This window comes from Stenotrophomonas sp. GD03654 (assembly GCF_029845105.1).
Taxonomy (GTDB): domain Bacteria; phylum Pseudomonadota; class Gammaproteobacteria; order Xanthomonadales; family Xanthomonadaceae; genus Stenotrophomonas; species Stenotrophomonas africana.
Genome location: NZ_JAOCLC010000069.1, coordinates 1 through 24977 on the forward strand (window position 1 = coordinate 1; position 24977 = coordinate 24977).

Below are 24977 nucleotides of genomic sequence, written 5' to 3' on the forward strand. Positions count from 1 at the left end.
CGCCCACCCGCCCGGCCTCATACGGTTTCCTGCGCACCGCGGGAAGATCAAAAGAAAAATCAAAAGCAAAACGCGGTTCTTCAGGCATTCGTGTCGACCAAGGTCGACACCTACCAGAGCGGGACGCCGTTCCGACAGATCGCGGAAAACTGTCGAAGGCGGGGTGGGTCAGTTTGCGGGAGCGTGAGCGCCATGGATGGCGCGACCGAGCCTACACGGACGTACTTGCGGCGTCCCCCGCAAACTGACCCACCCCGCCATCCCACGGATAGCCAGCTTTTGACGTTGACGTTGATTGCAGCGGGTGCAGGGCTGCAAGCCCTGCCGGAACCCCATATCACTCAGCAGGCTTCAGCCACCGCAGTGCGCGGACGCCCCAGCCATGCCAGCAGCAACCCCGATGCCGCCAGCAGGCCACCGGCCACCGGAATCGCCGCGTACCCCAGCCCCGAACTGATCACCGCACCACCCAGCGCGGCACCCACCGCATTGCCCAGGTTGAACGCACCGACGTTGATCGACGACGCCAGCCCCGGCGCCTCGCTCGCCGCCTGCATCACCCGGATCTGCAGCGGCGGCACGATGGCGAAGGTCGCTGCGCCGAACAGCAGCACGCCCACCGCCGCAGTAGCATGGTGCATGAAGGCCAGTGGCAGCACGAACATGAGTACGGCCAGGACCGCCAGCAGGATGCGCGTGGCGCCATCCAGCGACCAGTCAGCCATGCGCCCGCCGATGCCGTTGCCGAAGGTGAAGCCGATGCCGATCAGGGCCAGCGACATCGCGATGAAGGCGTTGGAGGCGCCGGTCAACTCGGTCAGTACCGGTGCGACGTAGGTATAGAGGGTGAACATCGCACCGGCGCCGAGCACGGTGGTGGCCATCGCCAGCAGCACCTGCGGTTGCAGGATCGCCTTCAGTTCACGGCGCACGTCCGGGCGCGGTCCCGGCGCGGACGCCGGCAGCGCGAAGCCCAGCGCGGTGATCGCGACCAGGCCCAGCACCGCAGTACCGGCGAAGGACAGGCGCCAGCCCAGCTGCTGGCCCACCCAGGTTGCCAGCGGCACACCGCCGATGTTGGCGATGGTCAGGCCCATGAACATGGTGGCCACGGCGGCAGCCTGCTTTTCCTTCGGTACCAGGCTGGCGGCGACTACTGCACCGATGCCGAAGAAGGCACCGTGATTGAGGCTGGTGACCAGACGCGACAGCAACAGCAGGCCGTAGTTCGGGGCCAGTGCCGAGAGCAGGTTGCCGACCACGAAGATCGACATCAGCAACATCAGCGCGGTGCGCTTGCCGAAACGGCCCATCAGCAGGGTCATCACCGGGGCACCCAGCATCACGCCGACGGCATAGGCGGTGATCAGCATGCCGGCGGTGGGAATGCCGACGCCCACGCCGTCGGCGATGACCGGCAGCAGGCCCATCGGCGCAAACTCGGTGGTTCCGATGGCAAAGGCGCCGACGGCAAGCGCCAGCAAGGCGGCTCTGGAATTCATGGGGGGGTCCTGGGGGCGGGATTCGGGAGTGCGTAGCCTGCGCGCTTTGCTGTGCCGGATTAAGCCTCGCCCCGGGAAAACACTGTTGATCCAGGTTCACAAGTGGGGCCCGGAAACCCGCTACAAGTGCAAAAAACGCAGCGCCATAGTGAAGCCGAACCCCCACAACGCAGAACCCCCGGCATGCCGGGGGTTCCGAGGCACACACACGCCAGTGGCGCGGTTACCAGTTACCGGCACCCGGCACGTTGTGCTCGCGGGCGCGACGGCGCATCAGCAGGTTCAGCCACTCGACCAGCACCGAGAAGCCCATCGCGGCGTAGATGTAGGGCTTGGGCACGTGCACGTCCAGGCCGTCCAGGATCAGCACCGCGCCGATCATCAGGATGAAGGCCAGGGCCAGCATCTTCACGGTCGGGTTGGCATCGATGAAGCGGCCCAGCGGGTTGGCGGCCAGCAGCATCACCAGCACCGACAGCAGGATGGCGGCCACCATCACCGGGATGTGGTCGGCGATGCCGACGGCGGTGATCACCGAGTCCAGCGAGAACACGATGTCGATCACCGCGATCTGCGCGATCACGTAGCCGAACACGGCCGAGGCCTTGGTGGTGCTGGGGTCTTCGTCCTCGCCACCGCTGATCAGTTCCTTGATCTCCATGCAGCCCTTGATGATCAGGAACAGGCCGCCGACGATCAGCACCAGGTCACGGATGGAGATGCCCATGCCGGCCACCGTGAACAGGTTGGCCGCCATATGTGCCAGATACGCCAGCGACACCAGCAGGCCAATACGGGTGATGCAGGCCACCGCGATGCCGAGCTTGCGCGCGAACGGGCGGCGCTCTTCGGGCAGTTTGCTGACGGCGATGGAAATGAACACCAGGTTGTCGATGCCGAGCACGATTTCCAGCGCGCTGAGCGTGAACAGGGTCACCCAGGCATTGGGGTCGGCGAGGAACTCAAAGGACATGGAAACTCTTCAGGGCAGTGGGGGAATGGGGATCAGCCGTAATTGCCGGCCATTGCATGCGGGACCACGACCAGCGACCAGCACAGAAGCACGTTCATCATCAGCACGAAGACTGCCGCCGAGCCCATGTCCTTGGCGCGGCCGGCGAGCTCGTGGATCTCGCTGCCGTAACGTTCGATCACCGCCTCGATGGCCGAGTTGGCCAGTTCCATCGCCAGCACCAGCAGCATCGAACCGATCAGCAGCGCGCGCTCGACCGGGGTCTGGCCCAGCCAGATCGCGACCGGAGTCAGCAGGATCAGCAGGTAGACCTCCAACCGGAACGAGGACTCATGCAGCCAGGCGGCGCGCAGGCCCTGCCAGGACCAGCGGGCGGCCTGGAAGATGCGGCGCGGGCCGCGGGGCAGATGGCCGAACTGATCAGCCACGGGTGGAACATCCAGCAACAGGGGCGCGGCGCAGCGACCGCTCAGACGCACGGCAGGGAATCATGGGTGCACAGGGATGGGCAGATGGCCGCCATTTTGCCACAAGGCCGCCAGCCGCATCCCTCGCACCGGCCCGGTGAATGGACTGCCAGGGGCAAGCCCCGGCCCGCCCCAGCTTCTATGATGGCGTTCCCCTTCCCTGCTGGAGCGCCTGATGTCCCGTCGCCGTACCTGCCTGCTGATGCTGGGCCTGCTGACCGCCGCCCCCCTGGCCCATGCGCTGGGCCCGGCCAAGCCGCCGCGCGTGCCCGAGCAGGTCTCCAACGTGGCCTGGGCCGGCGACATGGCCCGCTTCGCCAGCGCCGACCAGGCCAGCCCGCCGCCGCGCGGTGGCATCGAATTCATCGGCAGCTCCTCCATCCGCTTCTGGGAGAGCCTGGCCACCGACTTCCCCGGCCAGCCGGTGTTCAACCGCGGTTTCGGCGGTTCGGAAGTGCGCGACAGCACCTGGTATGCCGGCCAGATCGTGGTGCCGTATGCGCCGTGCAAGGTGTTCTTCTACGCCGGTGACAACGACCTCAACAGCGGCCGCAGCGCCGTGCAGGTGCGCGACGATGTGGTTGCCTTCGTGCAGCGCGTGCATCGCGACCTGCCGAAGACCAAGGTCGAGTACCTGTCGATCAAGCCGAGCCCGTCGCGTGCGCATCTGCTGCCGGCGATCATCGAGGCCAACACGCTGATCAAGGCCGCCCTGGCCAAGCTGCCCAACACCGGTTTCACCGACATCTACACGCCGATGCTGGGCGCGGATGGCCAGCCGGATGCGTCGCTGTTCCGCGAGGACATGCTGCACATGACCCCGGCCGGGTATGCGATCTGGACCAGGGCGCTGGCGCCGAAGGTCAACTGCAACTGAGCAACCCCATCCACGCATGGCGTGGCTCTACTGCGAATCGCGGGAATCTGTCGAAGGCGGGGCGGTGTGGGTTTGCAGGACCGTTGGCGCCATGGACGGGTTTACGGCGTGCCCTGCAAACCCACACCGCCCCGCCATTCCACGGAATGCCCGCTTTTGATGTTGATGTTGCCTCGGCGGGTGCCGGGCGCAGCCCGGCAAAATCCCTCTACCGGAACATCACCGTGGCCTCGGTGCCCTGCCCCGGCTCGCTGGCCAGGCTGACCTTCCAGCCGAAGCGGTCGCACAGCCGGCGCACGATCGACAGGCCCAGGCCGGTGCCCTGCGGGCGGCTCGGCTCGGCGCGGTAGAACGGTTCGAAGGCCCGCGACAGTGCCTCGGCGGACATGCCGATGCCGGTATCGCGCACCACCACCCGGTCGTTGTACACATGCACGTCGATGCGCCCTTCGTCGGTGTAGCTGCAGGCGTTGCGCACCAGATTGCTGACCACCACCTGCAGCACCCGCGGCGGCGCATGCAGCTGCACCGGCCCATCGCTGTGCAGATGCACCGACACCGGGCGCGCACCCAGCAACTCGTTGGCGTTGTCCACCTCGTAACGGACGATGTCGTTGACGTCGAACAGCTCGATCTGCGGTTCGACGTCTGCCTCGCGGGCCAGGATCAGGAACGCATCGATCACCGCCTCCATGTCACGGCCGGCGCGCTGGATGCGCTGCAGGCTGCGGCGCAGGCGCGGCTCCAGGCTGTCATCGCCAAGCGCCATGTCGCTGGCAACGCGAATCACGGTCAGCGGCGTGCGCAGTTCGTGGCTGGCGTCGCGGGTGAAGTTGCGCTCGCGCGCCACATGCGCGCTGACCCGGTTGGCCAGCGAATGCAGTGCGGCCGCCAGCTGCCGGGTCTCGCCCTGCATGTCCGCCGGCAGCTTGTTCGGCTCCAGGTCGGCCGCCTCCGGGTGGCCCGGGTCCCAGCGTGAGACGCGCCGCGCCAGCCAGTTCACCGGCGACACCAGGCGCTTGGAGGCCCGATAGGTGACCCAGCTGGCGCCATACACCGCAAGCAGGGTCAGCAGCACCGGTACGATGCCGAACCAGAACGCCAGCATCTCCGCGCGCGAGCGCAGGAACACCAGGTACAGGCTGCCGGCCGGGCGCACATCGACCAGCACCAGCTGGTCGTCCTTGGGCAGCTCGTGGAAGCCGGGCTCAAGATTGCGCAGGTTGGCCGGCAACGACAGGGCCGACTGCCCGCTTTCCAGCAGGTAGCCGCGGATGTTCTGGGTGTTGGGCGGCGGCTGCACCGGCGAGGCCTCGTGCAGCGTCCAGAAGTACGCCGCCTCCTCGCGCAGGGCGGCGCCGACCAGGCTGTGCTTGATCACCAGCGAGACCAGCCACGCGCCCAGCAGGATGCCCAGGCTGGCCAGCACTGCCTGCAGGATGAAAGCGATACGGATCTTGCGCGGCAGGCCGTGCGGCATTGCGGTGTCCCGGTCAGAGCGCTGCGATTATAGGCAGCGCTCTGCGCCGTAGTCGTGCACGGGGGCTGACCGGCGGCGCTGCCGACCGGTCATCACCTGCCCGGGTGCGTGGCCATTGCCCGGCCACGCCTGTTCCTGCACCTGTGGCGGCCCTGCTCAGGCCATCGGTTGGGCGATGTCGGCAATGCGGTAGCCGGCACTCTGCACGGTATGCAGCAGCGGACGGTCGAACGGCTTGTCGATGATCTTGCGCAGGTTGTACAGGTGGCTGCGCAGGGTGTCCGAATCCGGCAGGCCGTTGCCCCAGATCTCGCGTTCAATCTCCTGGCGGGTGACCACGCGCGGCGATTCGCGCATCAGGATGGTCAACAGGCGCAGGCCGATCGGCGACAGCTGCAGTTCGGTACCGGCACGGGTGGCACGCATGCTGACCGGATCGAGCACAAGGTCGGCGACCTTCAGCACTTCCGAACCGACCTGACGACGCTCGCGGCGGATCAGCGCGCGCAGGCGGGCTTCCAGCTCCTGGATCGCGAACGGCTTGGTCAGGTAGTCATCGGCGCCGAAACCGAGGCCGGTGAGCTTGTCGTCCAGCGTGTCGCGTGCCGTGAGCATCAGCACCGGGGTGGACTTGCGCGCATCGTTGCGCAGGCGACGGCACACTTCGATGCCATCCAGGCGCGGCAACATCAAGTCGAGCACCACGACGTCATAGCTGTTCTCCGCCGCAAGGCGGTAGCCATCCAGGCCGTCCTGTGCATAGTCGACTTCGAAGCCGCGACCTTCCAGGTATTCCCCGATCATCTCGGAGATGTTGCGGTTGTCTTCGACCACCAGCACCAAGCCGGAGGTCTCCTTCGTCTGACGCATGTGATTCCCTCTAACTTCAGCTTTGTGAAACATGCCGGATCGACGGTGGACGCGATGTGAAGTTCCGTCAAGAGGTACACAAACGGTTCAGAGCAGCGGCCTGAGCAGCGGCCAGACGTTGTCCAGCACCTTTGGCTGCGCCTGTGCGGTCGGATGCAGGCCGTCGGCCTGCATCATGCCCGGCTGCAGGGCCACACCCTCCAGCAGGAACGGCAGCAGCGGCACCTTGTACTGCGTGGACAACGCCTTGTAAGCCGCCGCCAGACGCTGCCGGTAGGCCGGCCCGTAGTTGGGCGGTACGTCGATGCCCAGCAGCAGCACCTTGGCCCCGGCCTTCTGGCTGGCCTGCACCATCCTTTCCAGGTTGCCCTGCACCTGCGCCGGGGTCAGTCCACGCAGCGCGTCGTTGCCTCCCAGCGCGATCACTACCACGGTCGGCTTTTCCTTGGCCAGCAGGCCTGGCAGCCGGGTCAGCGCACCGGCGGTGGTCTCCCCGCTCATGCTGGCGTTGACGATGCGCGCCGGCGTTTTCGACTGCTGCCTGACCCGCTGCTGCAGCAGGCTGACCCAGCCGGCGTCGGCAGGGATATTGTGGGCTGCACTGAGGCTGTCGCCGAGGACCAGCACGGTGCCGGCCGGACCTTTGGCACAGGCCAGCCCGGGCAGCAGCAGGAACCCTAGCAGCAGCACCATCATCACGCCGGCTCGCCGGCTCCATCCCGTCTTGCGCATTGGAGTCTCCTCATCGACAGCCTGTCCCCCCGCAGCGCGTCCGTTGCCATCGCCGTCGACCAGGTCGGCAAATCCGTGCAGGGCCCGGAGGGTGAAGTCCACATACTGGACAACATCACCCTGACCGTCCATGAAGGCACCAGCGCGGCCATCGTCGGCGCCTCCGGTTCCGGCAAGACCACCCTGCTCGGCCTGCTGGCCGGGCTGGACCTGCCCAGCCGCGGCCATATCAGCCTGGCCGGCCAGAATCTGGCGACACTGGATGAGGAAACACGCGCCCAGCTGCGCGCGCGTGAGGTCGGCTTCGTGTTCCAGAGTTTCCACCTGCTGCCGGCGCTGACCGCCGCCGAAAACGTGGCGCTGCCACTGGAGCTGGCCGGGCGCGAGGACCGCGCGCGCGTCGATGAGGTGCTGGCCCAGGTCGGCCTGGCCCATCGCGCTCGCCATTACCCGCGCCAGCTTTCCGGCGGCGAGCAGCAGCGCGTGGCGCTGGCACGTGCCTTCGTCACCCGCCCGCGCATCCTGTTCGCCGATGAACCGACCGGCTCGCTGGACCACGCCACCGGCCAGCACATCAGCGACCTGCTGTTCGAACTCAACGCCGGCAGCGGCACCACCCTGGTGCTGGTCACCCACGACCTGCGCCTGGCCCAGCGTTGCCAGTACATCCACCGCATCGACGACGGCCGCCTGCTGCCGGTCGAGCGCGGGGCGCAGGCATGAACCTGCTGCGGCACGCGTGGCGCGCGCTGCGCCGCGAGGCCCTGGCCGGTGACCTGCTGACGGTGTTCGCCGCGCTGGTACTGGGCGTAGCAGTGATGACCGCAGTGGGCACGCTGGTGAACCGGGTCAACCTGGCGCTGACCGGTAGCGCGGCGGAAATGCTCGGCGGCGACCTCGGCATCGCCGGGCGCGACGATCCATCGCAGGCGTTCGCCGACGAGGCACAGCGGCGTGGACTGGCCCACACCCGTATCGCCAGTTTCGGCAGCGTGCTGTTCAACGGCGATGCCAGCCAGATGGCCAGCATCAAGGCGGTGCAGGCGGGCTATCCGCTGCGCGGCACGCTGCGGGTGCGGGCCACACCCGGCGGCGCCCTGATCGCCGAGGCCGGCATGCCGCCCAAGGGCCAGGCCTATGCCGACCCGCGCCTGTTGCAGGGACTGGGGCTGAAGGCCGGCGATGACCTCGAATTCGGCGCCGGCACGCTGCGCATCGCCGGCATCATCGAGGCCGAGCCCGATGCCGGCGGCGACCTGCTGACCCTCTCCCCCACCCTGCTGGTCAACCGCGCCGATGTGGAGGGCACCGGACTGCTCGGCCCTGGCAGCCGCATCAACTACCGGCTGATGTTCGCCGGAGCAGCCGACCAGATCGCCGCGCTGCGGCAATGGCTGCTGCCGCAGGTGAAGGGCCTTCGCCTGCTGAGCGTGGACGACACCCAGCGCGGTGTGCGCCAGGCCTTTGATCTTGCCGGACGCTTCCTCGGCCTCAGCGCGCTGCTTGCGGTGCTGCTGGCCGGCGTGGCCACAGCGCTGGCGGCCAACCGCTTCGCGCTGCGCCGCATCGACCAGGTGGCGATCCTGCGCTGCCTGGGCGCGCGCCAGCGCGACATTCTGTCCGGTCTGGCACTGCAGCTGCTGATGCTGGCGGTGCCGGCCTGCGCACTCGGCATCGGCCTGGGCATGGCGGCGCAGGAAGGTCTGGTGCAGGTACTGGGCAGCCTGGTGCCGCAGCGCTTGCCGCTGCCCGAGGCAATGCCGGCGCTGACCGGCGCCGGCATCGGCCTGTTGCTGCTGTTCGGCTTCGGCCTGCCGCCGCTGCTGCGCCTGCGCGGGGTGCCGCCGATGCGCGTACTCAACCGCTCCTTCGCCGCCCTGCCGCCGGCCTCGCTGCTGGCCTACGTGGCGGCACTGGCGGCCAGCCTGCTGCTGGCGGTTCAGGTCACCGGCGACCTCAAACTGGCGTTGTGGGTGCTGGGCGGCCTGGCCGCGCTGGCGCTGGCCGCCGGCGTGGTCGGCTTCGTGCTGCTGCAGCTGCTGCGCGGCCTGCAGCACCGCCTGCACGGCCACTGGCGGCTGGGTCTGGCCGCCCTGACGCGGCGCCGCCTGCTGGCCGTGATGCAGCTGGTGGGGCTGTCGCTGTCGCTGTGTGCGCTGTTGCTGCTGGCTGTGACCGGCCCCGGCCTGCTGCAGCAGTGGCGCGAGCGGCTGCCGGCGGACACGCCGAACTACTTCCTGATCAACATCCAGCCCGAACAGCGTGACAGCGTGCTGGCCGCGCTGCGCGGACTGGGGGCCAACGACGCCAGCATCGAACCGATGGCGACCGGCCGCCTGATCGCCATCAACGGCAAGCCGCCGTTGCGCGTGGACCGCGAGCCCGGTCAGGACGGGCAACCGGCGCAGGGCGGCCAGCGCGATGACGATGACGAGAACCGGCCGCTGAATTTCAGCTGGCGCAGCAGCTTCCCACCCGCCAATACGCTGATGAACGGCACCTTCTGGACGCCCGACAGCACGGCGCCGGAGGCGTCGGTTGAAATCGGCTGGGCCAAGCGCTACGGCGTGTATCCGGGCGACCGCATCACCATTGCAGTCGGCGAGCAGGAGCGCGCGTTCACCGTCACCAGTGTGCGCAAGGCCGACTGGAACACCTTCCGGCCGAACTTCTTCGTGCTGCTGAATCCGAATGCGGTGGGCGATACCCCGCACAACCTGCTGTCGGCGTTCCATCTGCCGCCCGGCAAGGCGGCCGGGCTGGGCGAGCTGGTGCGCGCGCAGCCCAACCTGTCGCTGCTGGACGTGGATGCGGTGATCTCGCAGGTGCGCGATGTGATGGAGCGGGTCGCGCAGGCGGTGCAGCTGGTGATGGTGTTCAGCCTGCTGGCCGGCGTGCTGGTGCTGCTGGCCGCACTGCAGGCCACGGCGGGCGAGCGCCGCTACGACAGCGCGGTGCTGCGCACGCTGGGCGCGACCCGGCGCCAGCTGCGCGGTGCGGTGCTGGTGGAGTTCGGCGCACTGGGCACGCTGGCCGCGTTGCTTGCGGTGGGTGCGGCCGCTGCCATCGGCGTGGCGGTCTCGCAGAAGGTGTTCGAGCTGCCGTTGCTGCCGCCGTGGCCGGGCCTGCTGATCGGCGGCGTGGTCGGCATCGGGTTGAGCCTGCTGGCGGGTTGGTGGGGTACGCGGGCGATCCTGCATACGCCGCCGGCATTGGCGCTGCGCGAGGCCTGAATCGGTTGCGCCTCCGGACGGCGTGCCGAGCAAGCCCGGCACCCACCGGAAGCAGGTGGATGCGGTGCCGGGTACACCCGGCACCCATCTCCATCGCGCCGATCAACCTTCCTTCTGCGCCTTTTCCACGTACTTGGAGAACACTTCGTCGATCTGCTTGTCCTTCACCTTCTTGCCGGACTGGATTTCTTCGGCCTGGGTGAACAGCGGAATGATCATCGCCATGCCGTCGATCCTGGTCTTCAGGTGCACGCCCGGGGCCTGGGTCAGGAAACCGTCCCAGCGCTGGCGCACCTTGGCCCAGTAGCCGGCGGTGGCCTTCCAGTAGTTGCGCGCCGGGGTGAAGTCGACCTCGGTGGTCTTCACGTAGTCGTTGAAGCCGAACTCGCGGGCGATCTCCACCTGGCTGCCGTCGGCGTTGCGCTGCACCTTGGTGTTGAACTGCTCGTGGGTCCAGCCATTGGGCGTGAGCGTGTGGCGGTTGACCACGGCCAGCGCGTTGTAGTCGCTGCGCTTGGTGTACTCACGGCGCGGCAGCGGGCGCCAGCTCAGGTCGCTGGTCCAGCTCGGCACGTTGTTGGTGTAGGTCCAGGTGCCGGTGCCGCAGTAGCGCGGCGCGTCGCTCACTTCGTACACGCACTGGGTCCAGGCGCCCTGGTTGGTCGCTGCCGGAATGCTGCGCACCCGCCAGGTCTGGTCGGCACTGAACTCGAAGCGGTTCGGCGCTTCGTAGACCCAGTCCTGGCGCCAGTGCTTGGTGATGTGGCCGCTCTTCTCGTCCAGCAGCAGGTGCTGCAGCACGATGCGCTTCGGGGTGTCCTCGACCACGATGACCACTTCGCTGCCGCCGCTGCGCATCGCCGGTGCACGCTCGTAGCCCGGCTTCAGCAGCACGGTCTCGTCGAACGCGAAGTCCACGGTGTACTCACCCTGCATGGCAAGGATGCTGTCGTGGTCGCGGGCGATATCGGAGGGCTGCGCGCTGGCCACGCCGCTGGCGGCGAGCAGCAGCATGGCGCTGGCTGTCTGGAGCTTCATCGGGGTCTTCCTTCGGGGTTGCAGATTCATTGAGCGGCCATCCGTGGCCAACGGGCGTTCCATCAGGAGAGGGTCACAGGCGGATCAGCGGCAGGTCGCCGGGAACCCGCAGTGCCGGACGCCGCGCGGCATCGGCACAGCAGCAGTCGTCAATCGCCAGTTCGCCTTCAGCGTTTTCCAGGCGTGCGATGCGGCGCGCGGTGGCCGCGCCCAGCGAAGACAGGGTCGACAGGCTGGCAGCCAGCGTGCGCCCGTCGTCGGCGGCATGCAGGCGCAGCGCGCACAGGCGCCAGCGCTGGCCACCGAGATGGCCGGCCAGGCGGCGCCACAGGCGTTCGCCGACGCTGCCGTCGCTGTCGTGTTCCGGTCCCGGCGGCAGCGCGGCCACCAGCCGGTCCCAGGCCAGGAAGTCGCTGTCCGGCAGCAGGTACAGGCGCCACACGCAGCGGCCGCGGCCATCGAGGAAGCACAGGCTTTCGCGCAGGCCTTCACTGTCCACGCCCTGGCAGGCGTGCACGCGTACGGCCTGGCGCCACCCGCCCAGCTCGTTGCCGTCGGCGTGGTACAGGCACAACACGGTGCCGAGCGTGGCCAGCTGTGCCGGGGTCGGCCAGGCCGCGCTGTGCGGCGCGGCGATGGAATCATTCCTGCGTGCGGACAGTGCTCGGCTCATGAGGTCACCAGGAAACGGCAAGGCTGGCGGAGAAGGTGCGGCCCGGGCTGCTGTAACGATCGCTCAGTGCGCGATTGGTGATCAGGCTCGGGGTGATCGACGACCATTCGATGTAGCGCTTGTCGGCCAGGTTGAACACGCCGACATTGAAGGTGGCACCCGGTGCGAAGTTCCAGTGCGCCATCAGGTCCAGCACGCCGTAGCCGGCCGGCTGGTAGACGAACGGCGCCGGTGCGTTCGGATTGGCCTGCGCAGCAGGCGGCGGCAGGCGCTTCTTGCGTTGTACGAAGGTGCCAGCCAGTTCGACGCCCCAGGTATCGGTGTCATACATCAGGCCCAGCGTGCCGCGCAATGGGTCGACCGAGGCCAGCGGTTCGTCATCGGTCCGGTTATCACCACGCGACCATGCCAACGCACTGCGCAGCGCCCAGCCCTTCAGCGCCGGGCTGAGTTCGCCGAACTCGATGCCGGCCTTCATTTCCGCGCCGTAGATGCGCGCGTCGGCGATGTTCTGCGACTGGAACACCATCAGGCCCTGCGCGTTGCGGCCAGTGTTGACATTGGACTCGATGAAGTCCTTGTAGTCGTTGTAGTAGCCGCTGACGCTGACGTACGCCGCCGGCGCGATGAAGCGCAGGCCCAGCTCGTAGCCGTCGCTGGTTTCCGGCTTCAGGTCCGGGTTGGCGATGGCGGTGTAACCGAAGGCCACGTTGGTCAGGCCGATGTTGACGTCGTTGTAGGGCGGCGAACGGAAGCCACGCGCATAACCGGCGAACAGCGACCACTGGTCAGTGAAGCGCCAGACCATGCCCAGCTTCGGCGACACGCTGGTCTTCTTCAGCTGCGCCACGGCCGTGGTCGGGTTGTCTTCGGCGAAGATGCTGTCCACTTCCGGCTTCAGCTCATAGCGGTCCACGCGCACGCCCGGCACCAGCGACAACCGGCCATCGGCAAAACGCATCTCATCCTGTGCATACAGGCCCAGCTCGGTGGTCTTGCTGATCGGGAAGTCACGCACCGGGAAGGTGTCCGGCAGCACCGTGTTGCTGACCACGCCAGCCTTGCTGACCTGGTAGCCGTCGCGCTTCTGGCGGATCTCGGTACGGGTGCCTTCGAAACCGTAGGTCAACGCGTGCTCGATGCTGCCGGTGGTGAACGCCTTGTTGAACTGCGCCTGCAGGCCATAGGCATGCTGGTCGAAGGAGAACACGCGGTGGCGGCGGCTGCCGTCGGTGCGGGTCTCGTCGGTCTGCTGCCGGGTCTCGCTGTTCTGCGCGTACGCCTGCCAATGCAGGCTGTCGGCGAACGGCTGGTCCAGCGCATCCATCTCGTGGGCGAAGGAGATGCGGGTGCGCTTCTGGGTGTCGTGGGACGTCATGCCAGTGGCCGCAGCCGTCGCGCCCGGGCGCGGCGCAACGCTGGCGATCGCCGACAGCACGTTGGTATCGGTGGTGTCTTCGTTGCCTTCCACGGTCAAGCGGAAGCGCTGGTCTTCGCTCGGTGCATAGACCAGCTTGCTGAGCAGGCTGCGGCCGTCGCGATCCTGCGGATTGGACGCGGTGCGGGTGTCGTTGTCGCTGCGTACCGTGCCCGTGTTGTCCGTTTCCTGGCCCTGGTGGTGGTTGACGTTGACCAGGCCGCTCCAGTGGTCGCCACCAAAGGCGGCCGTGGCACCGCCGAGCAGGCCCTTCCACTCACCGTCGTAGCCGAACTTCAGGCCGAAGTAACTGTTCTTGCCGTCCTTGAGGTAGTCTGCCGGGTCCTTGGTCACGAACGCGACCACGCCACCGAGTGCATCGGAGCCGTACAGCGAACTGGCCGGGCCACGCACGATCTCCACGCGCTTGAGCGTATCGAGGTCGGTGAAGTTGCGGTTGGAACTGGCGAACGCACCGATGTCGAACCGGGTCGGCATGACGATGCCGTCGGTCTGGATGCGCACGCGGTTGCCGTCCAGGCCACGGATGCGGAAACCATCCAGGCCGAAGCGGGTCGCGCTGCGGGTAACCGACAGGCCTGGCTCGTAGCGCACCAGATCCTTGATGTCCTGCACCAGGTGCCGGTCCATCTGCTCACGGTCGATGACGTCCACGGTGGCCGCCACGTCACTCACGGCCCGCTCGGTGCGGGTGGCGGTGACCTGCACCCGATCGAATTCGCGCGCATCGGGCGCGGCAGTGGCAGCAGCATGGGCGGACAGCGGCAGCGCCATCCAGACAGCAAGGCAAAGGGCGGTATGGCGGGTCATCGGGTTCGTTCAGTCAGGCAGGGGAACCCCCGGTTACCGGCACACCTGGAAGGTGCACGCGGTAGACCGAGGGGGAGAGAGCGGGAGCGGACGGGTCGCCCACCCTGTCGGCGCAGCCGGCAGGAGGGAGGGAGGCGGGCGACCAGACCGCGATTACTTAGTCAGGATCAGCTTGTCGTTGCTGGTGTGCCGCAGGCGATAGAAGCGGTCGCCGTGCTGGATCAGGATTTCACGACGGCCCTTGAGCAGGGCTTCGCTGTCGATGACCTCTTCCGGCGGAACGACGCGGACGGGACGATCGCGGAGGGTCAGCGTTTCGGGGCGCAGCAGTACAGGTTGAGCATTCATGAGCATCTGGACTCGTGCGAGGGACGAGTTAAATGATAATGATTCTCAGTTGACAATCAACAACCATTCTCAATTTCATTGATGAGATTAATGATCGAATTCTGAAATTCGATAGATCAAGCCAATCGATGGCGACCGCGGTGCGTCTGTAGCGTCGAGCCATGCTCGACTGCTCTTGGCGCCATCGCCTGAAAACGCCCTCGCTGCGCGCGGAGTCGAGCATGGCTCGACTCTGCAAAGGGCAGTCGACCAACAGTCGACTCTACCCGGCGAACGCTGCTTCGACCTGCGCCCAGCCGGCGGCGTCGACCTGCTCCAGCACCTCCAGCGCCTGCAGGTTCTGCAGCAGCTGGCTGACCCGGCTGGCGCCGAGGATCACGCTGGAGACGTTCGGGTTGCGCAGGCACCATGCAATGGCCAACGTGGCAGGGGCGTGCCCCAGCACGCGCGCCACCTCGCTGAAACGGCGCACCTGGGCCAGGCGGGCCTCGATGTCGTCCCCCAGCACCAGCGCCTGCAGCCATTCCATGCCCTCGCGGCCCAGCCGCGCATCGGCCGGGATGCCCTGGTCGTACTTGCCGGTCAGCAGGCCCGAGGCCAGCGGCGAGAAGATGGTGGTGCCCAGTCCGGCACCGGCATACAGCGGCGCGTACTCGATCTCGACGCGTTCGCGGTGCAGCAGGTTGTACTGCGGCTGCTCCATCGATGGGCCCTGAAGGTTGTGCGCCTCGGCGATGTCCAGCGCCTGCTGGATCTGCGCCGCCGACCACTCCGAGGTGCCCCAGTAGAGGATCTTTCCCTGGCGCACGAGGGTGTCCATGGCGTGCACGGTCTCGGCAATCGGTGCATCCGGATCCGGGCGGTGGCAGTAATAAAGGTCCAGGTAGTCCACCCGCAGGCGCTTGAGCGCGGCGTGGCAGGCGTCGGTCACGTGCTTGCGCGACAGGCCGCGCTGGGTCGGCCGCGGGTCCTTGGCGCTGCCGAAGAACACCTTGCTGGACACGCAGAAGCCGTCGCGCGGCAGGCGCAGGTCGGTGATCACGTCACCCATGACCTGTTCGGCGCGGCCGTTGGCATAGCCCTCGGCGTTGTCGAAGAAGTTGACGCCATGATCCCAGGCGGCGGCCACGAGGTTGCGGGCCTCATCGCGCGGGACCTGGTCGCCGAAGGTCACCCAGGCGCCGAAGGACAAGGCTGAAATCGGCAGGCCGGTGGAGCCCAGGCGACGGTATTGCATGCGAATCTCCTGCTGCGGGCCCGCATCCGGGCCGGGATCGAACCCCATTCTACCTGCCGCCGCCAGGCGCAAGCCCTTGCCGTTGCTGGCCTGATCGGTACCGTTGGCCGCGCACACGCTGCTTTTTCTTGCCCCGGCCCCTGCCCTGCACTAGGCTTCCCGTTTTTCGCGACGCCCCAGGGGAGTCACTCACATGGTCGAAGGTTTGGGCAGGATCGGCTTCGGCCTGTTCGGGTTGGCGGTGCTGATCGGCATCACCTGGTTGTTCTCCAATAACAAGCGCGCGGTTGACTGGAAGCTGGTTGCCACCGGTATCACCCTGCAGATCGCCTTCGCGGCGCTGGTGATCCTGGTGCCGGGCGGGCGCGATGTGTTCGATGCGCTGGGCAAGGGCTTCGTCAAGATCCTCAGCTTCGTCAACGAGGGCTCGGGCTTCATCTTCGGCTCGTTGATGGATACCAAGAATTACGGCTTCATCTTCGCCTTCCAGGTGTTGCCGACCATCATCTTCTTCTCTGCGCTGATGGGGGTGATGTACCACCTCAACATCATGCAGGGCATCGTGCGCGTGATGGCCTGGTCGATCACCAAGGTGATGCGCGTGTCGGGTGCGGAAACCACCAGCGTCTGCGCCAGCGTCTTCATCGGCCAGACCGAGGCGCCGCTGACCGTGCGTCCGTACATCGCCAAGATGACCCAGTCCGAGCTGCTGACCATGATGATCGGCGGCATGGCGCACATCGCCGGCGGCGTGCTGGCGGCCTACGTGGGCATGCTCGGCGGCGGTGATCCGGCGCAGCAGGCCTTCTACGCCAAGCACCTGCTGGCGGCCAGCATCATGGCCGCACCGGCCACCCTGGTCGTGGCCAAGCTGCTGATTCCGGAAACCGGCACCCCGCTCACCCGCGGCACGGTGAAGATGGAAGTCGAAAAGACCTCCAGCAACATCATCGACGCGGCCGCTGCCGGCGCCGGCGACGGCCTGAAGCTGGCGCTGAACATCGGCGCGATGCTGCTGGCCTTCATCGCCCTCATCGCGCTGCTGAACGCACCGCTGACCTGGATCGGCGATGTGACCGGCCTGGCCGCCGCCATCGGCAAGCCGACCAACCTGTCGACCATCTTCGGCTACGTACTGGCCCCGATCGCCTGGGTGATCGGCACCCCGTGGGCCGATGCCACCACCGTTGGTTCGCTGATCGGCCAGAAGGTCGTGATCAACGAGTTCGTGGCCTACACCGAGCTGTCGCAGATCGTGAACGGCCAGATCGCCGGCGTGAGCCTGTCCGAGGAAGGTCGACTGATCGCAACCTACGCGCTGTGCGGCTTCGCCAACTTCAGCTCGATCGCGATCCAGATCGGCGGTATCGGCGGCCTGGCCCCGGAACGTCGCCACGACCTGGCCAAGTTCGGCCTTCGCGCCGTGCTGGGCGGTACCATTGCCACCTTCATGACGGCGACCATCGCCGGCGTGCTGACGCACTTCAGTTGAACCCTTGGTTGAGAAAAGATTCCCTATGAGCAGCAGTGTCGTTGTCGTCGGTTCCTTCAATGTCGATCACGTGTGGCGGTGCGAGTCGCTGCCGGCACCGGGTGCGACCATTGCCGGCCGTTACAGCACCGGCCCCGGTGGCAAGGGCTTCAACCAGGCCGTGGCGGCCTGCCGCGCGGGTGCCGACACTCACTTCGTGTGCGCGCTGGGCGATGACGCTGGTGGCGCCACCGCCCGTGAGCTGGCCGCGCAGGACGGCTTCGGCCTGATCGCCGAAGCCAGCAGCGAACCGACCGGCACCGCCGGCATCTATGTCGATGCCCGTGGCCGCAACACCATCGTGATCGGCCCGGGTGCCAATGCCGCGCTCAGCACCGACTTCCTGCAACAGCAGCAGGCCCTGCTGACCAGCGCCAAGGTGGTGCTGGTGCAGCTGGAATCGCCGGTGCAGACCATCGAAGCGGCACTGGCCACGGCCCGCGAGGCCGGCGTCACCACCGTGCTCAACACCGCACCGGCCGATGCCCCCTCGACCATCGGCCTGCTCAAGCTGGCCGACGTGATCACCCCGAACGAGACCGAGTTCGCCGCCCTGCTCGGCCGCCATGTCGGCGAGCGTGTGGATGCCAACGACGTCGCCGCGCTGGATGGCGCCAGCCTGCATGCGCTGTGCCGCAAGCTGGTCGGCAACGGCACCGTGGTGGTGACCCTGGGTTCGGTGGGCGTGTTCGTGTCGCATGCCGACGAGAACCTGCGCGGCGATACCCAGCCGTACTACCGCGTGGGTGCCGAACAGGTGCAGGCCATCGACACCACCGGTGCCGGTGACGCCTTCAACGGTGCGCTGGCCGCGTCGCTGGCGCAGGTGGCCGACGCCCCGTTCGCCCGCCACGTGCGCTTCGCCAACCAGTTCGCCGGCCGTTCGACCGAGAAGGAAGGCGCTGCTGCAGCCATGCCGCGCTTCACCCCGGCCGATTCAGAAGCAAAGTAAATCCACGCCACGCGTGGATGAGAGGGCCCGGGCATGCAGATGCCCGGGCTTTTCTTTTGCACAGTCTGCAGGCCCGCGCGCACCTGCGACCGCCGGTCGCATTGCCCGCATCCCGGCCCTCGCCCACCATCCGCGCAGCTTCCTTGCACGGGCAGGACATGGACGGATTCCCCTGGTTGCTGTTCGCGGCCGCCGGCAGTGCCATTGCAGCCCTGCTGCATATCGGCTGCATCGCCTTCGGCGCCCCTTGGTACAGGTACTTCGGTGCTGGCCAGCGTATGGTCCGGCTGGCACAGGCCGGGCATTGGTGGCCGCCGCTAATGACCGCCGGCATTGCTGCCGTGCTGGTGGCCTGGGCGCTGTACGCACTGGCCGCCGCGGGCTGGCATTCGCCGCTGCCGGCCAGTCGTCTGGTCCTGACGGGCATCGCCCTGCTGTTGCTGCTGCGCGCGGCGATGGGCTTCGGCCTGGCGCTGCTCCGGCCCGGCTACAACGGCCGGCGCTTCTGGGTAGCCAGTTCACTGGTCTGCCTCTGCCTGGGGCTGGCCTTCGTGCTGGGGACCCGGCAGGCCTGGCAGAGCCTGGGCTAGCCGCCTACCATCGCCCGCCCTTGGGGGCGGCGGAAGCAACCGTCAAGCATCTGCTGATGCCGGTACGGCATGAGGTCGGTGCCGATGGGCCTGAACCGGGGCGGGGCTGACACGGCCGTACCGCCGCCCGCGCCCTACAATGGGCGCATGCAGATCGGCCCCTACACCATTGCCCCCAACGTCGTGCTGGCGCCCATGGCCGGCGTCACCGACAAGCCCTTCCGCCTGCTGTGCAAACGGCTGGGCGCGGGGCTGGCCGCCTCGGAAATGACCATCAGCGATCCGCGCTTCTGGAACACGCGCAAGTCGATCCACCGCATGGACCATGACGGCGAGCCGGCCCCGATCAGCGTGCAGATCGCCGGCACCGAGCCGCAGCAGCTGGCCGAGGCCGCGCGCTACAACGTCGACCACGGCGCGCAGATCATCGACATCAACATGGGCTGCCCGGCCAAGAAGGTGTGCAACGCCTGGGCCGGTTCGGCACTGATGCGCGACGAGCAGCTGGTGGCACGCATCCTAGAAGCGGTGGTCAACGCGGTGGACGTGCCGGTCACGCTGAAGATCCGAACCGGCTGGGACTGCGACCATCGCAATGGCCCGCTGATCGCGCGCATCGCCGAGGACAGCGGTATCGCGGCGCTGGCGGTGCACGGCCGTACCCGCGACCAGCACTACACCGGCCAGGCCGAGTACGCCACGATCGGCGAGATCAAGGCTGCGCTGCGCATTCCGGTGATCGCCAACGGCGATATCGATTCGCCGCAGAAGGCTGCCTTTGTGTTGGAGCAGACCGGCGTGGACGCGGTGATGATCGGCCGCTCTGCGCAGGGCCGGCCGTGGATCTTCCGCGAAGTGGCGCACTACCTGGCCACCGGCGAGGAACTGGCACCGCCGTCGCTGGCCGAAGTGCGTGACATCCTGCTTGGCCACCTGCACGCACTGCATGCGTTCTATGGCGAGCCGCAGGGCGTGCGCATCGCGCGCAAGCACCTGGGCTGGTATGCCAAGGACCGGCCGGAGAACGCCGCCTTCCGCGCCGTGGTCAACCGTGCCGAAGATCCGCAGAGCCAGATCGCATTGACCACCGAGTACTTCGACCGCCTGATCGGCGGGGAACCGGCGCTGTCTTCGGCGGCCTGAGCGTACGGCCCGCAACCTTTCCGACCACTTCGTTACGTAGAGTCGAGCTTGCTCGACTGAATTTCCAGAGCAGTCGAGCACGCTCGACGCTACAAGAGCCCACCATGACGCCGCCGATCTCTTCCCCGACCTATCTGCATGGCTTTTCCGGCACCGAGCAACAGCGCCTGATGACCCAGGCACGCCTGCTGGAATCGAGCATCTTCGGCCAGATCGACTACAGCGGCGCGCGGCGCCTGCTGGAAGTCGGCAGCGGCGTCGGCGCGCAGACCGAGATCCTGCTGCGCCGCTTCCCCGAGCTGCACGTGACCGGCGTGGACCTGAGCGAAACACAGCTGGCCACCGCGCGCGAGAACCTGGCGCGCACGCCGTGGTGCAGCGACCGCTACACCCTGCAGCAGGCCGATGCCGGCGAGCTGCCGTTCGAGGCACGCAGCTTCGATTCGGCGTTCCTGTGCTGGGTGCTGGAACACGTTCCGTCCCCGGCACGCGTGCTCAGCGAAGTGCGCCGCGTGCTGGCACCGGGTTCGCCGGTGTACATCACCGAGGTGATGAATGCCTCGTTCCTGCTCGATCCGTATTCGCCGCATATCTGGCGCTACTGGATGGCCTTCAACGATTTCCAGTACGACCACGGGGGCGACCCGTTCGTCGGCGCCAAGCTGGGCAACCTGCTGCTGGCCGGCGGCTTCCGCGATGTGCACACCGAGATCAAGACCATCCACCTGGACAACCGCGAACCGGCACGCCGCAAGACGATGATCGCGTTCTGGGAACAGTTGCTGCTGTCGGCGGCCGACCAGCTGCTGCAGGCCGGCTCGGTGGACGAGGACACCGTGGAAGGCATGCGTCGCGAGTTCCGCCTGGTGCAGAACGACCCGAACGCGGTGTTCTTCTTCTCGTTCGTGCAGGGCCGCGCGACGGTGTATTGAGGTGGGCCCGGGTAACCCGGCAGCAACCAGGACAACCCGCTAGAATCGCGCAGTCCCGGTCCTGGAAGGGCGCGTGCCGGGACCTCACTCCGTGCGGCAGCTGCGCATCGGCAGGTGGGCCTGTCGCGCACGGATGGACCTGACCTGCGAGCGCAAGATGAGTGACAGCGGCCGAATGCCATTTTCTGCCCACGAGGCCCTCCTGCCAGGTAGGCTGGGACGTGCGCATGCACGCCTGTTGGTCGGCCTCGTCGCTCTGCTGTGCATCCTGTACGTGGGGTTTGCGCTGACCCCTTCGTCCTACTCGTTGGCGTACCAGTATCTGGGCCTGGCACCACAGCATCCGTTGCTTGGCAGCGCCCGCATGATCCGCAGCGACGAGTGGATCGTGTTCACGCCCTACATCCAGATCGCGGTCAACAACGACTTCGGCCAAATCAACGCGTACTCGCCGTACCACGAGTCGCTGCGGACCTTCCAGGCGCTGCCGCTGCTCGACTGGGGTCTGCTGTTCAAGCCCTACCACTGGGCGTTCTTCGTGTTACCCGCAGCGAACGCCTATTCGTTCTTCTACATGTTCATGGCCATGGCCTTCCTGAGCGGATGGGCCCTGTTCCTGCGCCAACTGCGGATGCCGGTACTGGCAGCAGTGCTGGTTTCGGCCACCCTGTTCTTCGCCCCATTCGTGCAAGTCTGGTGGACCAGCAATGCCGGCGCATTCGCCCTGGCACCCTGGGTGGCCGTGGCGTGGCTGCACATCGGCAATCGCTGGCTCCGCATCCTGGCCAGTGCGTACGCCCTCGCTGTCTGGGTGATCGCTGTGTCCTACCCGCCCTTCATCATTTCCTCACTGCTGGCCATGGCGGTGCTGGTGCTGTCGTTCCGCCGCGATGCCCTCACGCTTGCCCGACTGATCGACGCCGCCGTCTCAGGCGCGCTGGCATTGGCCGTGTTCATCGGTTACTTCCACGACATCATCCCGATCGTGCGCAACACGGTGTATCCGGGCCAGCGCCAGAGCGCCGGAGGCGGAGTCGGGCTGACGTCCCTGTTCGCGCACGTCTTCCCGAACCTGATGACCTACCGGTTCGCACCTCTGCCGATGTTCAAGGCCTCCAACGAGTGCGAGATCGCCGTACTCGGCAGCCTGCTGCCGCTGTTCACTCTGGTGCTTGCTGATGGCGCACGACTGCGCGAATGGGCGCGCGGCCACCGCGGCAGCGTGCTGACCCTCGCCGCAGGCGTACTACTGATCGCCTGCTGGATCTTCCTGCCCTTCCCCGTTCTCGTCGGCAAGCTGACCGGGCTGTCGATGGTGCCCCCTGCTCGCGCGCTGCTGGCGCTCGGCCTGATGATCAACATCGGCTGCGCAATGATCCTGGTCCGATGCGGCGTGCGCCTGGAGCGCAGGCGTTTGTTGCTGCTGGCTGCGCTGCTGTTGATGGGCACTGTGGCCAAGTTCCTGTTCGGCGAAGGCCAGTTCAGCCGCCTGCACAGCGCCGCCGACGCACTGCCCTACCTCTGCCTGGCGGCACTGGCCATTGCCGCCCGCCGCCCAAAGCTATCGGTGCATGCCGCCAGCCTGGTGCTGGCGACGGCTGCACTGGCCAACCTGCTGGGCAATGGATTGTTCAACCCTGTGCAGCCCGCCGGACCGATCTTCGCGATGGACCGCGCTGCCGTGCTGGAGGCGCTGCAGGCACAGGGCGCCCGCAAGAATGCCGACGGTGTGCTGGTCGCACCCGGGGCCTACGGCGGACTGCTGCCCGGCCTCGGCATCCCCGCCGTGAACCACGTGCTGTACCTGCCACAGATGGGTTACTTCGGCAGGTACTTCCCTGGCATGCCCGACAATGAATTCAACTTCACCTTCAACCGCTATCACCACGTTGCGGTGGCGGCCGATGGCGATCTCCCTCGTGTGCAGCAGGGAGACCAGGTGGTAGTACCGGCCAAGGTTCTGCTGGCACCGCCGTCGCTTCCCGCAGATGGCACGCTACAGTGAGCCCCGACATGAATGCCACAGCTCACGCCCTTGCCTCACCTCGCATCGCCGTGGTGATTCCCTGCTACAAGGTGACCCGCCACGTGCTGACGGTGCTGGCCGCGATCGATCCGGTGGTGACCGCAATCTACTGCGTGGACGATGCCTGCCCCGATGGCAGCGGCCGGCTGATCCAGGCTGAAGCGAACGACCCGCGCATCACCGTACTGTTCCATCCGCACAACCGCGGCGTCGGCGGCGCCATCAAGACCGGTTATCGCGCGGCGATCGCCGATGGCATGGACATTCTGGTCAAGGTCGATGGCGACGGGCAGATGGATCCGGCACTGCTGATGGACTTCGTCGCGCCCATCGCTGACGGCCATGCCGACTACACCAAGGGCAACCGCTTCTGGAACCTGACCCACATCCGCCGCATGCCCCCGGTGCGACGGCTGGGCAACCTGCTGCTGTCCTTCATGACCAAGGCCTCATCCGGGTACTGGCAGGTGTTCGACCCGACCAACGGCTACACCGCCATCCATGCCAAGGTCGCCAGCCACCTCAAGCTCGATGCGGTCAGCGACCGCTATTTCTTCGAGACCGACATGCTGTTCCGCCTGAACACCGTGCGCGCCGTGGTGCAGGATGTAGCGATGGATGCGCACTACGCCGACGAGACAAGCAACCTGCGCATCGGCCGCGTCCTGGGTGAATTCACCTTCAAGCACCTGCGCAACACGCTCAAGCGCATTGCCTACAACTATTTCCTGCGTGATCTCAGCATCGCCTCGCTGGAGCTGATCGCTGGCAGCAGCCTGCTCGCCTTCGGCGGGCTGTTCGGGCTGTATCACTGGATGCGGTCGGCGCAGGCCGATGTGGCTACGCCGGTGGGCACGATCATGATCGCCATGGTCGCGCTGATCTCCGGGCTGCAGTTCCTGCTGGCGTTCGTCGGTTTCGATATCGCCAACGTGCCGCGCCAGGTGCTGAACCGTTCGATCAAGCTCAACCGCCTTCCGCAGTAGCGCCACGCCATGCGTGGCTGTTGTTCGCGCCATCCACGCATGGCGTGGACCTACGGGTGCGCGGCACCGGTCGCGGAGGCTGCCGGCTCGTGCCAGATGCGCTGCCACATCGCGGCAAGCCGGCGCCCGGCGTCGGCGCGCGCGGCGGGACTGCTGTAATCCGCCCGCACCTGCCCGGGCGTGATTGGCCGCCACTGCCCGTCGACCTGCTCAGCCACGACAAAGTTGAACGTGTAGTCCGGCTCCAGCCCCATGCGCAGGTCGCTAAGCACCAGCCGCCCGTCCACCACCTGTGCTCGCATGAAGCCGCGATTGAACCACGTCAGCTGCTGCACCGCCGGGATGCCCTCTGCTTCACGCAAGGCCTGCACGTTGGACGCGTGGCCTTCAAACTGCATCGGCCCGTGGTCGGCCACCAGCGAGCGGTCACCCACCACGTAGCCATTCGGTGTCATCGCCACCACCCGCCACAGCAGGGTGTTGAACGGCATCGGCACCGAGAAGCGCGGTGCATCGCCCAGGCCCATCGCCGCCAGGCTCTGCTGCGCGGCACGGTCGACCTGCGCTTTGGCGATCAGGCCCCAGCCCAGATAGGCACTGCTGAGCAGCAGGGCCACGCCCAGCACCTTGCCAGCCCAGGGGCGGGCACGGCCAAACCAGGCCAGCACGCAGCCCAGCAGCAGCCATACCGTGTAGCCGAGATCGATGATGAAGACGCTGGAACCCATCGTCGGGTGTGGCCGCAGCGGCCACCACAGCTGGGTGCCGTAAACGGTGAACGCATCCAACAGCGGATGGGTGACCAGCGCCAGCTGGATCGCCCAGAACCAGCGCACCGGTGATTGCGCGACACGGCCGTTGCCGAAGCGCTTGAACAACCACCAGATCAATGCGGCCACCCAGGGCAGCACCAGCAGTGAATGGCTGAAGCTGCGGTGCTCGATCATGTTCGCCACCGGGTCGGCGGCGGTGAAGCCGAGCCACAGGGCGTCGAGGTCCGGCAGGGTGCCAAGCGCGGCACCGGCCAGCAGGGCCGCGCGGCGGTGGCCGGGCGGGGCGATGGCAGCAGCGACGGCGCCGCCGAGCACGATCTGGGTCAGGGAATCCATGGCTTGATGCTAGCGGCTTGCGGGCGGTGC

22 protein-coding genes are annotated in these 24977 nt (G+C 67.2%); 10 read left to right on the forward strand and 12 right to left on the reverse strand.

Annotation, left to right across the window (positions count from 1 at the left end; translation table 11 throughout):
• Positions 1–341 precede the first annotated feature (341 nt).
• The 3 genes from N5J73_RS20050 to N5J73_RS20060 form a co-directional block, all read right to left on the reverse strand.
• Positions 342–1502 carry an MFS transporter gene (locus tag N5J73_RS20050; RefSeq protein WP_049447177.1) on the reverse strand — a complete coding sequence of 387 codons (1161 nt, stop codon included), beginning with the start codon at positions 1500–1502 and terminating at the stop codon, positions 342–344.
• A 223-nt stretch (positions 1503–1725) separates the two neighbouring features.
• Complete coding sequence (locus N5J73_RS20055) at positions 1726–2475, reverse strand: TerC family protein (RefSeq protein WP_005408127.1); 750 nt, start codon at positions 2473–2475, stop codon at positions 1726–1728.
• A gap of 32 nt (positions 2476–2507) precedes the next feature.
• Entirely contained in the window at positions 2508–2903 is a 396-nt protein-coding gene (locus tag N5J73_RS20060; protein WP_049447178.1) for a diacylglycerol kinase, read from the reverse strand.
• Between the two features lie 214 nt (positions 2904–3117).
• Between N5J73_RS20060 and N5J73_RS20065 the strand changes: the two genes are divergently transcribed.
• Positions 3118–3819, forward strand: coding sequence for an SGNH/GDSL hydrolase family protein (locus N5J73_RS20065; protein ID WP_049447180.1), 702 nt, complete (start codon positions 3118–3120; stop codon positions 3817–3819).
• Between the two features lie 208 nt (positions 3820–4027).
• On the opposite strand, the gene N5J73_RS20070 is transcribed toward N5J73_RS20065, so the two are convergent.
• The 3 genes from N5J73_RS20070 to N5J73_RS20080 form a co-directional block, all read right to left on the reverse strand.
• Positions 4028–5299, reverse strand: a complete 1272-nt coding sequence (locus N5J73_RS20070; protein WP_279941315.1) for a HAMP domain-containing sensor histidine kinase — start codon at positions 5297–5299, stop codon at positions 4028–4030.
• A 156-nt stretch (positions 5300–5455) separates the two neighbouring features.
• Positions 5456–6169 (reverse strand): response regulator transcription factor, encoded by a 714-nt coding sequence (locus tag N5J73_RS20075; protein WP_002811889.1) that lies wholly within the window; start codon positions 6167–6169, stop codon positions 5456–5458.
• A gap of 87 nt (positions 6170–6256) precedes the next feature.
• Positions 6257–6901 (reverse strand): arylesterase, encoded by a 645-nt coding sequence (locus N5J73_RS20080; RefSeq protein WP_049448981.1) that lies wholly within the window; start codon positions 6899–6901, stop codon positions 6257–6259.
• A gap of 75 nt (positions 6902–6976) precedes the next feature.
• Between N5J73_RS20080 and N5J73_RS20085 the strand changes: the two genes are divergently transcribed.
• Positions 6977–7624, forward strand: a complete 648-nt coding sequence (locus N5J73_RS20085) for an ATP-binding cassette domain-containing protein (protein ID WP_049448979.1) — start codon at positions 6977–6979, stop codon at positions 7622–7624.
• Positions 7621–10134, forward strand: a complete 2514-nt coding sequence (locus N5J73_RS20090) for an FtsX-like permease family protein (RefSeq protein ID WP_088480303.1) — start codon at positions 7621–7623, stop codon at positions 10132–10134. Before N5J73_RS20085 ends, N5J73_RS20090 begins: the two co-directional genes overlap by 4 nt.
• Positions 10135–10236: 102 nt before the next feature.
• Here N5J73_RS20090 and N5J73_RS20095 read toward each other — a convergent pair whose 3' ends face one another.
• The 5 genes from N5J73_RS20095 to N5J73_RS20115 form a co-directional block, all read right to left on the reverse strand.
• Positions 10237–11172, reverse strand: coding sequence for a DUF6607 family protein (locus N5J73_RS20095; protein ID WP_107379130.1), 936 nt, complete (start codon positions 11170–11172; stop codon positions 10237–10239).
• 73 nt (positions 11173–11245) lie between these two features.
• On the reverse strand, positions 11246–11845 hold the full coding sequence (locus N5J73_RS20100) for a hypothetical protein (protein WP_049448974.1): 600 nt from the start codon (positions 11843–11845) through the stop codon (positions 11246–11248).
• Positions 11846–11849: 4 nt separating this feature from the next.
• Positions 11850–14057: a TonB-dependent hemoglobin/transferrin/lactoferrin family receptor gene (locus N5J73_RS20105; RefSeq protein ID WP_164078669.1), complete on the reverse strand. Its 2208-nt coding sequence runs from the start codon at positions 14055–14057 to the stop codon at positions 11850–11852.
• Between the two features lie 189 nt (positions 14058–14246).
• Complete coding sequence (locus N5J73_RS20110) at positions 14247–14441, reverse strand: hemin uptake protein HemP (RefSeq protein ID WP_005412278.1); 195 nt, start codon at positions 14439–14441, stop codon at positions 14247–14249.
• A gap of 262 nt (positions 14442–14703) precedes the next feature.
• On the reverse strand, positions 14704–15678 hold the full coding sequence (locus N5J73_RS20115; protein WP_164078668.1) for an aldo/keto reductase: 975 nt from the start codon (positions 15676–15678) through the stop codon (positions 14704–14706).
• A gap of 193 nt (positions 15679–15871) precedes the next feature.
• Here N5J73_RS20115 and N5J73_RS20120 point away from each other — a divergent pair, with 193 nt between their 5' ends.
• The 7 genes from N5J73_RS20120 to N5J73_RS20150 all read left to right on the forward strand — a co-directional run bounded on the left by N5J73_RS20120 (position 15872) and on the right by N5J73_RS20150 (position 23838).
• Positions 15872–17170, forward strand: coding sequence for a nucleoside transporter C-terminal domain-containing protein (locus N5J73_RS20120; protein ID WP_049448970.1), 1299 nt, complete (start codon positions 15872–15874; stop codon positions 17168–17170).
• A 25-nt stretch (positions 17171–17195) separates the two neighbouring features.
• The gene (locus N5J73_RS20125) at positions 17196–18161 is read left to right on the forward strand and encodes a ribokinase (RefSeq protein WP_049448969.1); all 966 of its coding nucleotides are present in this window, start codon (positions 17196–17198) and stop codon (positions 18159–18161) included.
• Between the two features lie 158 nt (positions 18162–18319).
• Positions 18320–18751, forward strand: coding sequence for a hypothetical protein (locus N5J73_RS20130; protein WP_049448968.1), 432 nt, complete (start codon positions 18320–18322; stop codon positions 18749–18751).
• A gap of 147 nt (positions 18752–18898) precedes the next feature.
• Positions 18899–19894, forward strand: coding sequence for a tRNA dihydrouridine synthase DusB (dusB, locus tag N5J73_RS20135; protein ID WP_049448989.1), 996 nt, complete (start codon positions 18899–18901; stop codon positions 19892–19894).
• A gap of 104 nt (positions 19895–19998) precedes the next feature.
• Positions 19999–20826, forward strand: coding sequence for a class I SAM-dependent methyltransferase (locus N5J73_RS20140; protein ID WP_049448966.1), 828 nt, complete (start codon positions 19999–20001; stop codon positions 20824–20826).
• A gap of 238 nt (positions 20827–21064) precedes the next feature.
• Positions 21065–22831, forward strand: coding sequence for a hypothetical protein (locus tag N5J73_RS20145; RefSeq protein WP_239508884.1), 1767 nt, complete (start codon positions 21065–21067; stop codon positions 22829–22831).
• Positions 22832–22839: 8 nt separating this feature from the next.
• The gene (locus tag N5J73_RS20150) at positions 22840–23838 is read left to right on the forward strand and encodes a glycosyltransferase family 2 protein (protein ID WP_049448964.1); all 999 of its coding nucleotides are present in this window, start codon (positions 22840–22842) and stop codon (positions 23836–23838) included.
• 50 nt (positions 23839–23888) lie between these two features.
• Here N5J73_RS20150 and N5J73_RS20155 read toward each other — a convergent pair whose 3' ends face one another.
• Entirely contained in the window at positions 23889–24947 is a 1059-nt protein-coding gene (locus N5J73_RS20155; RefSeq protein ID WP_049448963.1) for a metal-dependent hydrolase, read from the reverse strand.
• Positions 24948–24977 lie beyond the last annotated feature (30 nt).

Excerpts from the sequence above, each read along its gene's own strand:
- N5J73_RS20100 (WP_049448974.1), bottom strand. The coding sequence starts at position 11,845 with ATGAGCCGAGCACTGTCCGCACGCAGGAATGATTCCATCGCCGCGCCG.
- N5J73_RS20105 (WP_164078669.1), bottom strand. The coding sequence starts at position 14,057 with ATGGCGCTGCCGCTGTCCGCCCATGCTGCTGCCACTGCCGCGCCCGAT.
- N5J73_RS20080 (WP_049448981.1), bottom strand. The coding sequence starts at position 6,901 with ATGCGCAAGACGGGATGGAGCCGGCGAGCCGGCGTGATGATGGTGCTG.
- N5J73_RS20150 (WP_049448964.1), top strand. The coding sequence starts at position 22,840 with ATGAATGCCACAGCTCACGCCCTTGCCTCACCTCGCATCGCCGTGGTG.
- N5J73_RS20115 (WP_164078668.1), bottom strand. The coding sequence starts at position 15,678 with ATGCAATACCGTCGCCTGGGCTCCACCGGCCTGCCGATTTCAGCCTTG.
- N5J73_RS20120 (WP_049448970.1), top strand. The coding sequence starts at position 15,872 with ATGGTCGAAGGTTTGGGCAGGATCGGCTTCGGCCTGTTCGGGTTGGCG.
- N5J73_RS20140 (WP_049448966.1), top strand. The coding sequence starts at position 19,999 with ATGACGCCGCCGATCTCTTCCCCGACCTATCTGCATGGCTTTTCCGGC.
- N5J73_RS20090 (WP_088480303.1), top strand. The coding sequence starts at position 7,621 with ATGAACCTGCTGCGGCACGCGTGGCGCGCGCTGCGCCGCGAGGCCCTG.
- N5J73_RS20155 (WP_049448963.1), bottom strand. The coding sequence starts at position 24,947 with ATGGATTCCCTGACCCAGATCGTGCTCGGCGGCGCCGTCGCTGCTGCC.
- dusB (WP_049448989.1), top strand. The coding sequence starts at position 18,899 with ATGCAGATCGGCCCCTACACCATTGCCCCCAACGTCGTGCTGGCGCCC.
- N5J73_RS20065 (WP_049447180.1), top strand. The coding sequence starts at position 3,118 with ATGTCCCGTCGCCGTACCTGCCTGCTGATGCTGGGCCTGCTGACCGCC.
- N5J73_RS20075 (WP_002811889.1), bottom strand. The coding sequence starts at position 6,169 with ATGCGTCAGACGAAGGAGACCTCCGGCTTGGTGCTGGTGGTCGAAGAC.
- N5J73_RS20055 (WP_005408127.1), bottom strand. The coding sequence starts at position 2,475 with ATGTCCTTTGAGTTCCTCGCCGACCCCAATGCCTGGGTGACCCTGTTC.
- N5J73_RS20125 (WP_049448969.1), top strand. The coding sequence starts at position 17,196 with ATGAGCAGCAGTGTCGTTGTCGTCGGTTCCTTCAATGTCGATCACGTG.
- N5J73_RS20070 (WP_279941315.1), bottom strand. The coding sequence starts at position 5,299 with ATGCCGCACGGCCTGCCGCGCAAGATCCGTATCGCTTTCATCCTGCAG.
- N5J73_RS20110 (WP_005412278.1), bottom strand. The coding sequence starts at position 14,441 with ATGAATGCTCAACCTGTACTGCTGCGCCCCGAAACGCTGACCCTCCGC.
- N5J73_RS20095 (WP_107379130.1), bottom strand. The coding sequence starts at position 11,172 with ATGAAGCTCCAGACAGCCAGCGCCATGCTGCTGCTCGCCGCCAGCGGC.
- N5J73_RS20130 (WP_049448968.1), top strand. The coding sequence starts at position 18,320 with ATGGACGGATTCCCCTGGTTGCTGTTCGCGGCCGCCGGCAGTGCCATT.
- N5J73_RS20050 (WP_049447177.1), bottom strand. The coding sequence starts at position 1,502 with ATGAATTCCAGAGCCGCCTTGCTGGCGCTTGCCGTCGGCGCCTTTGCC.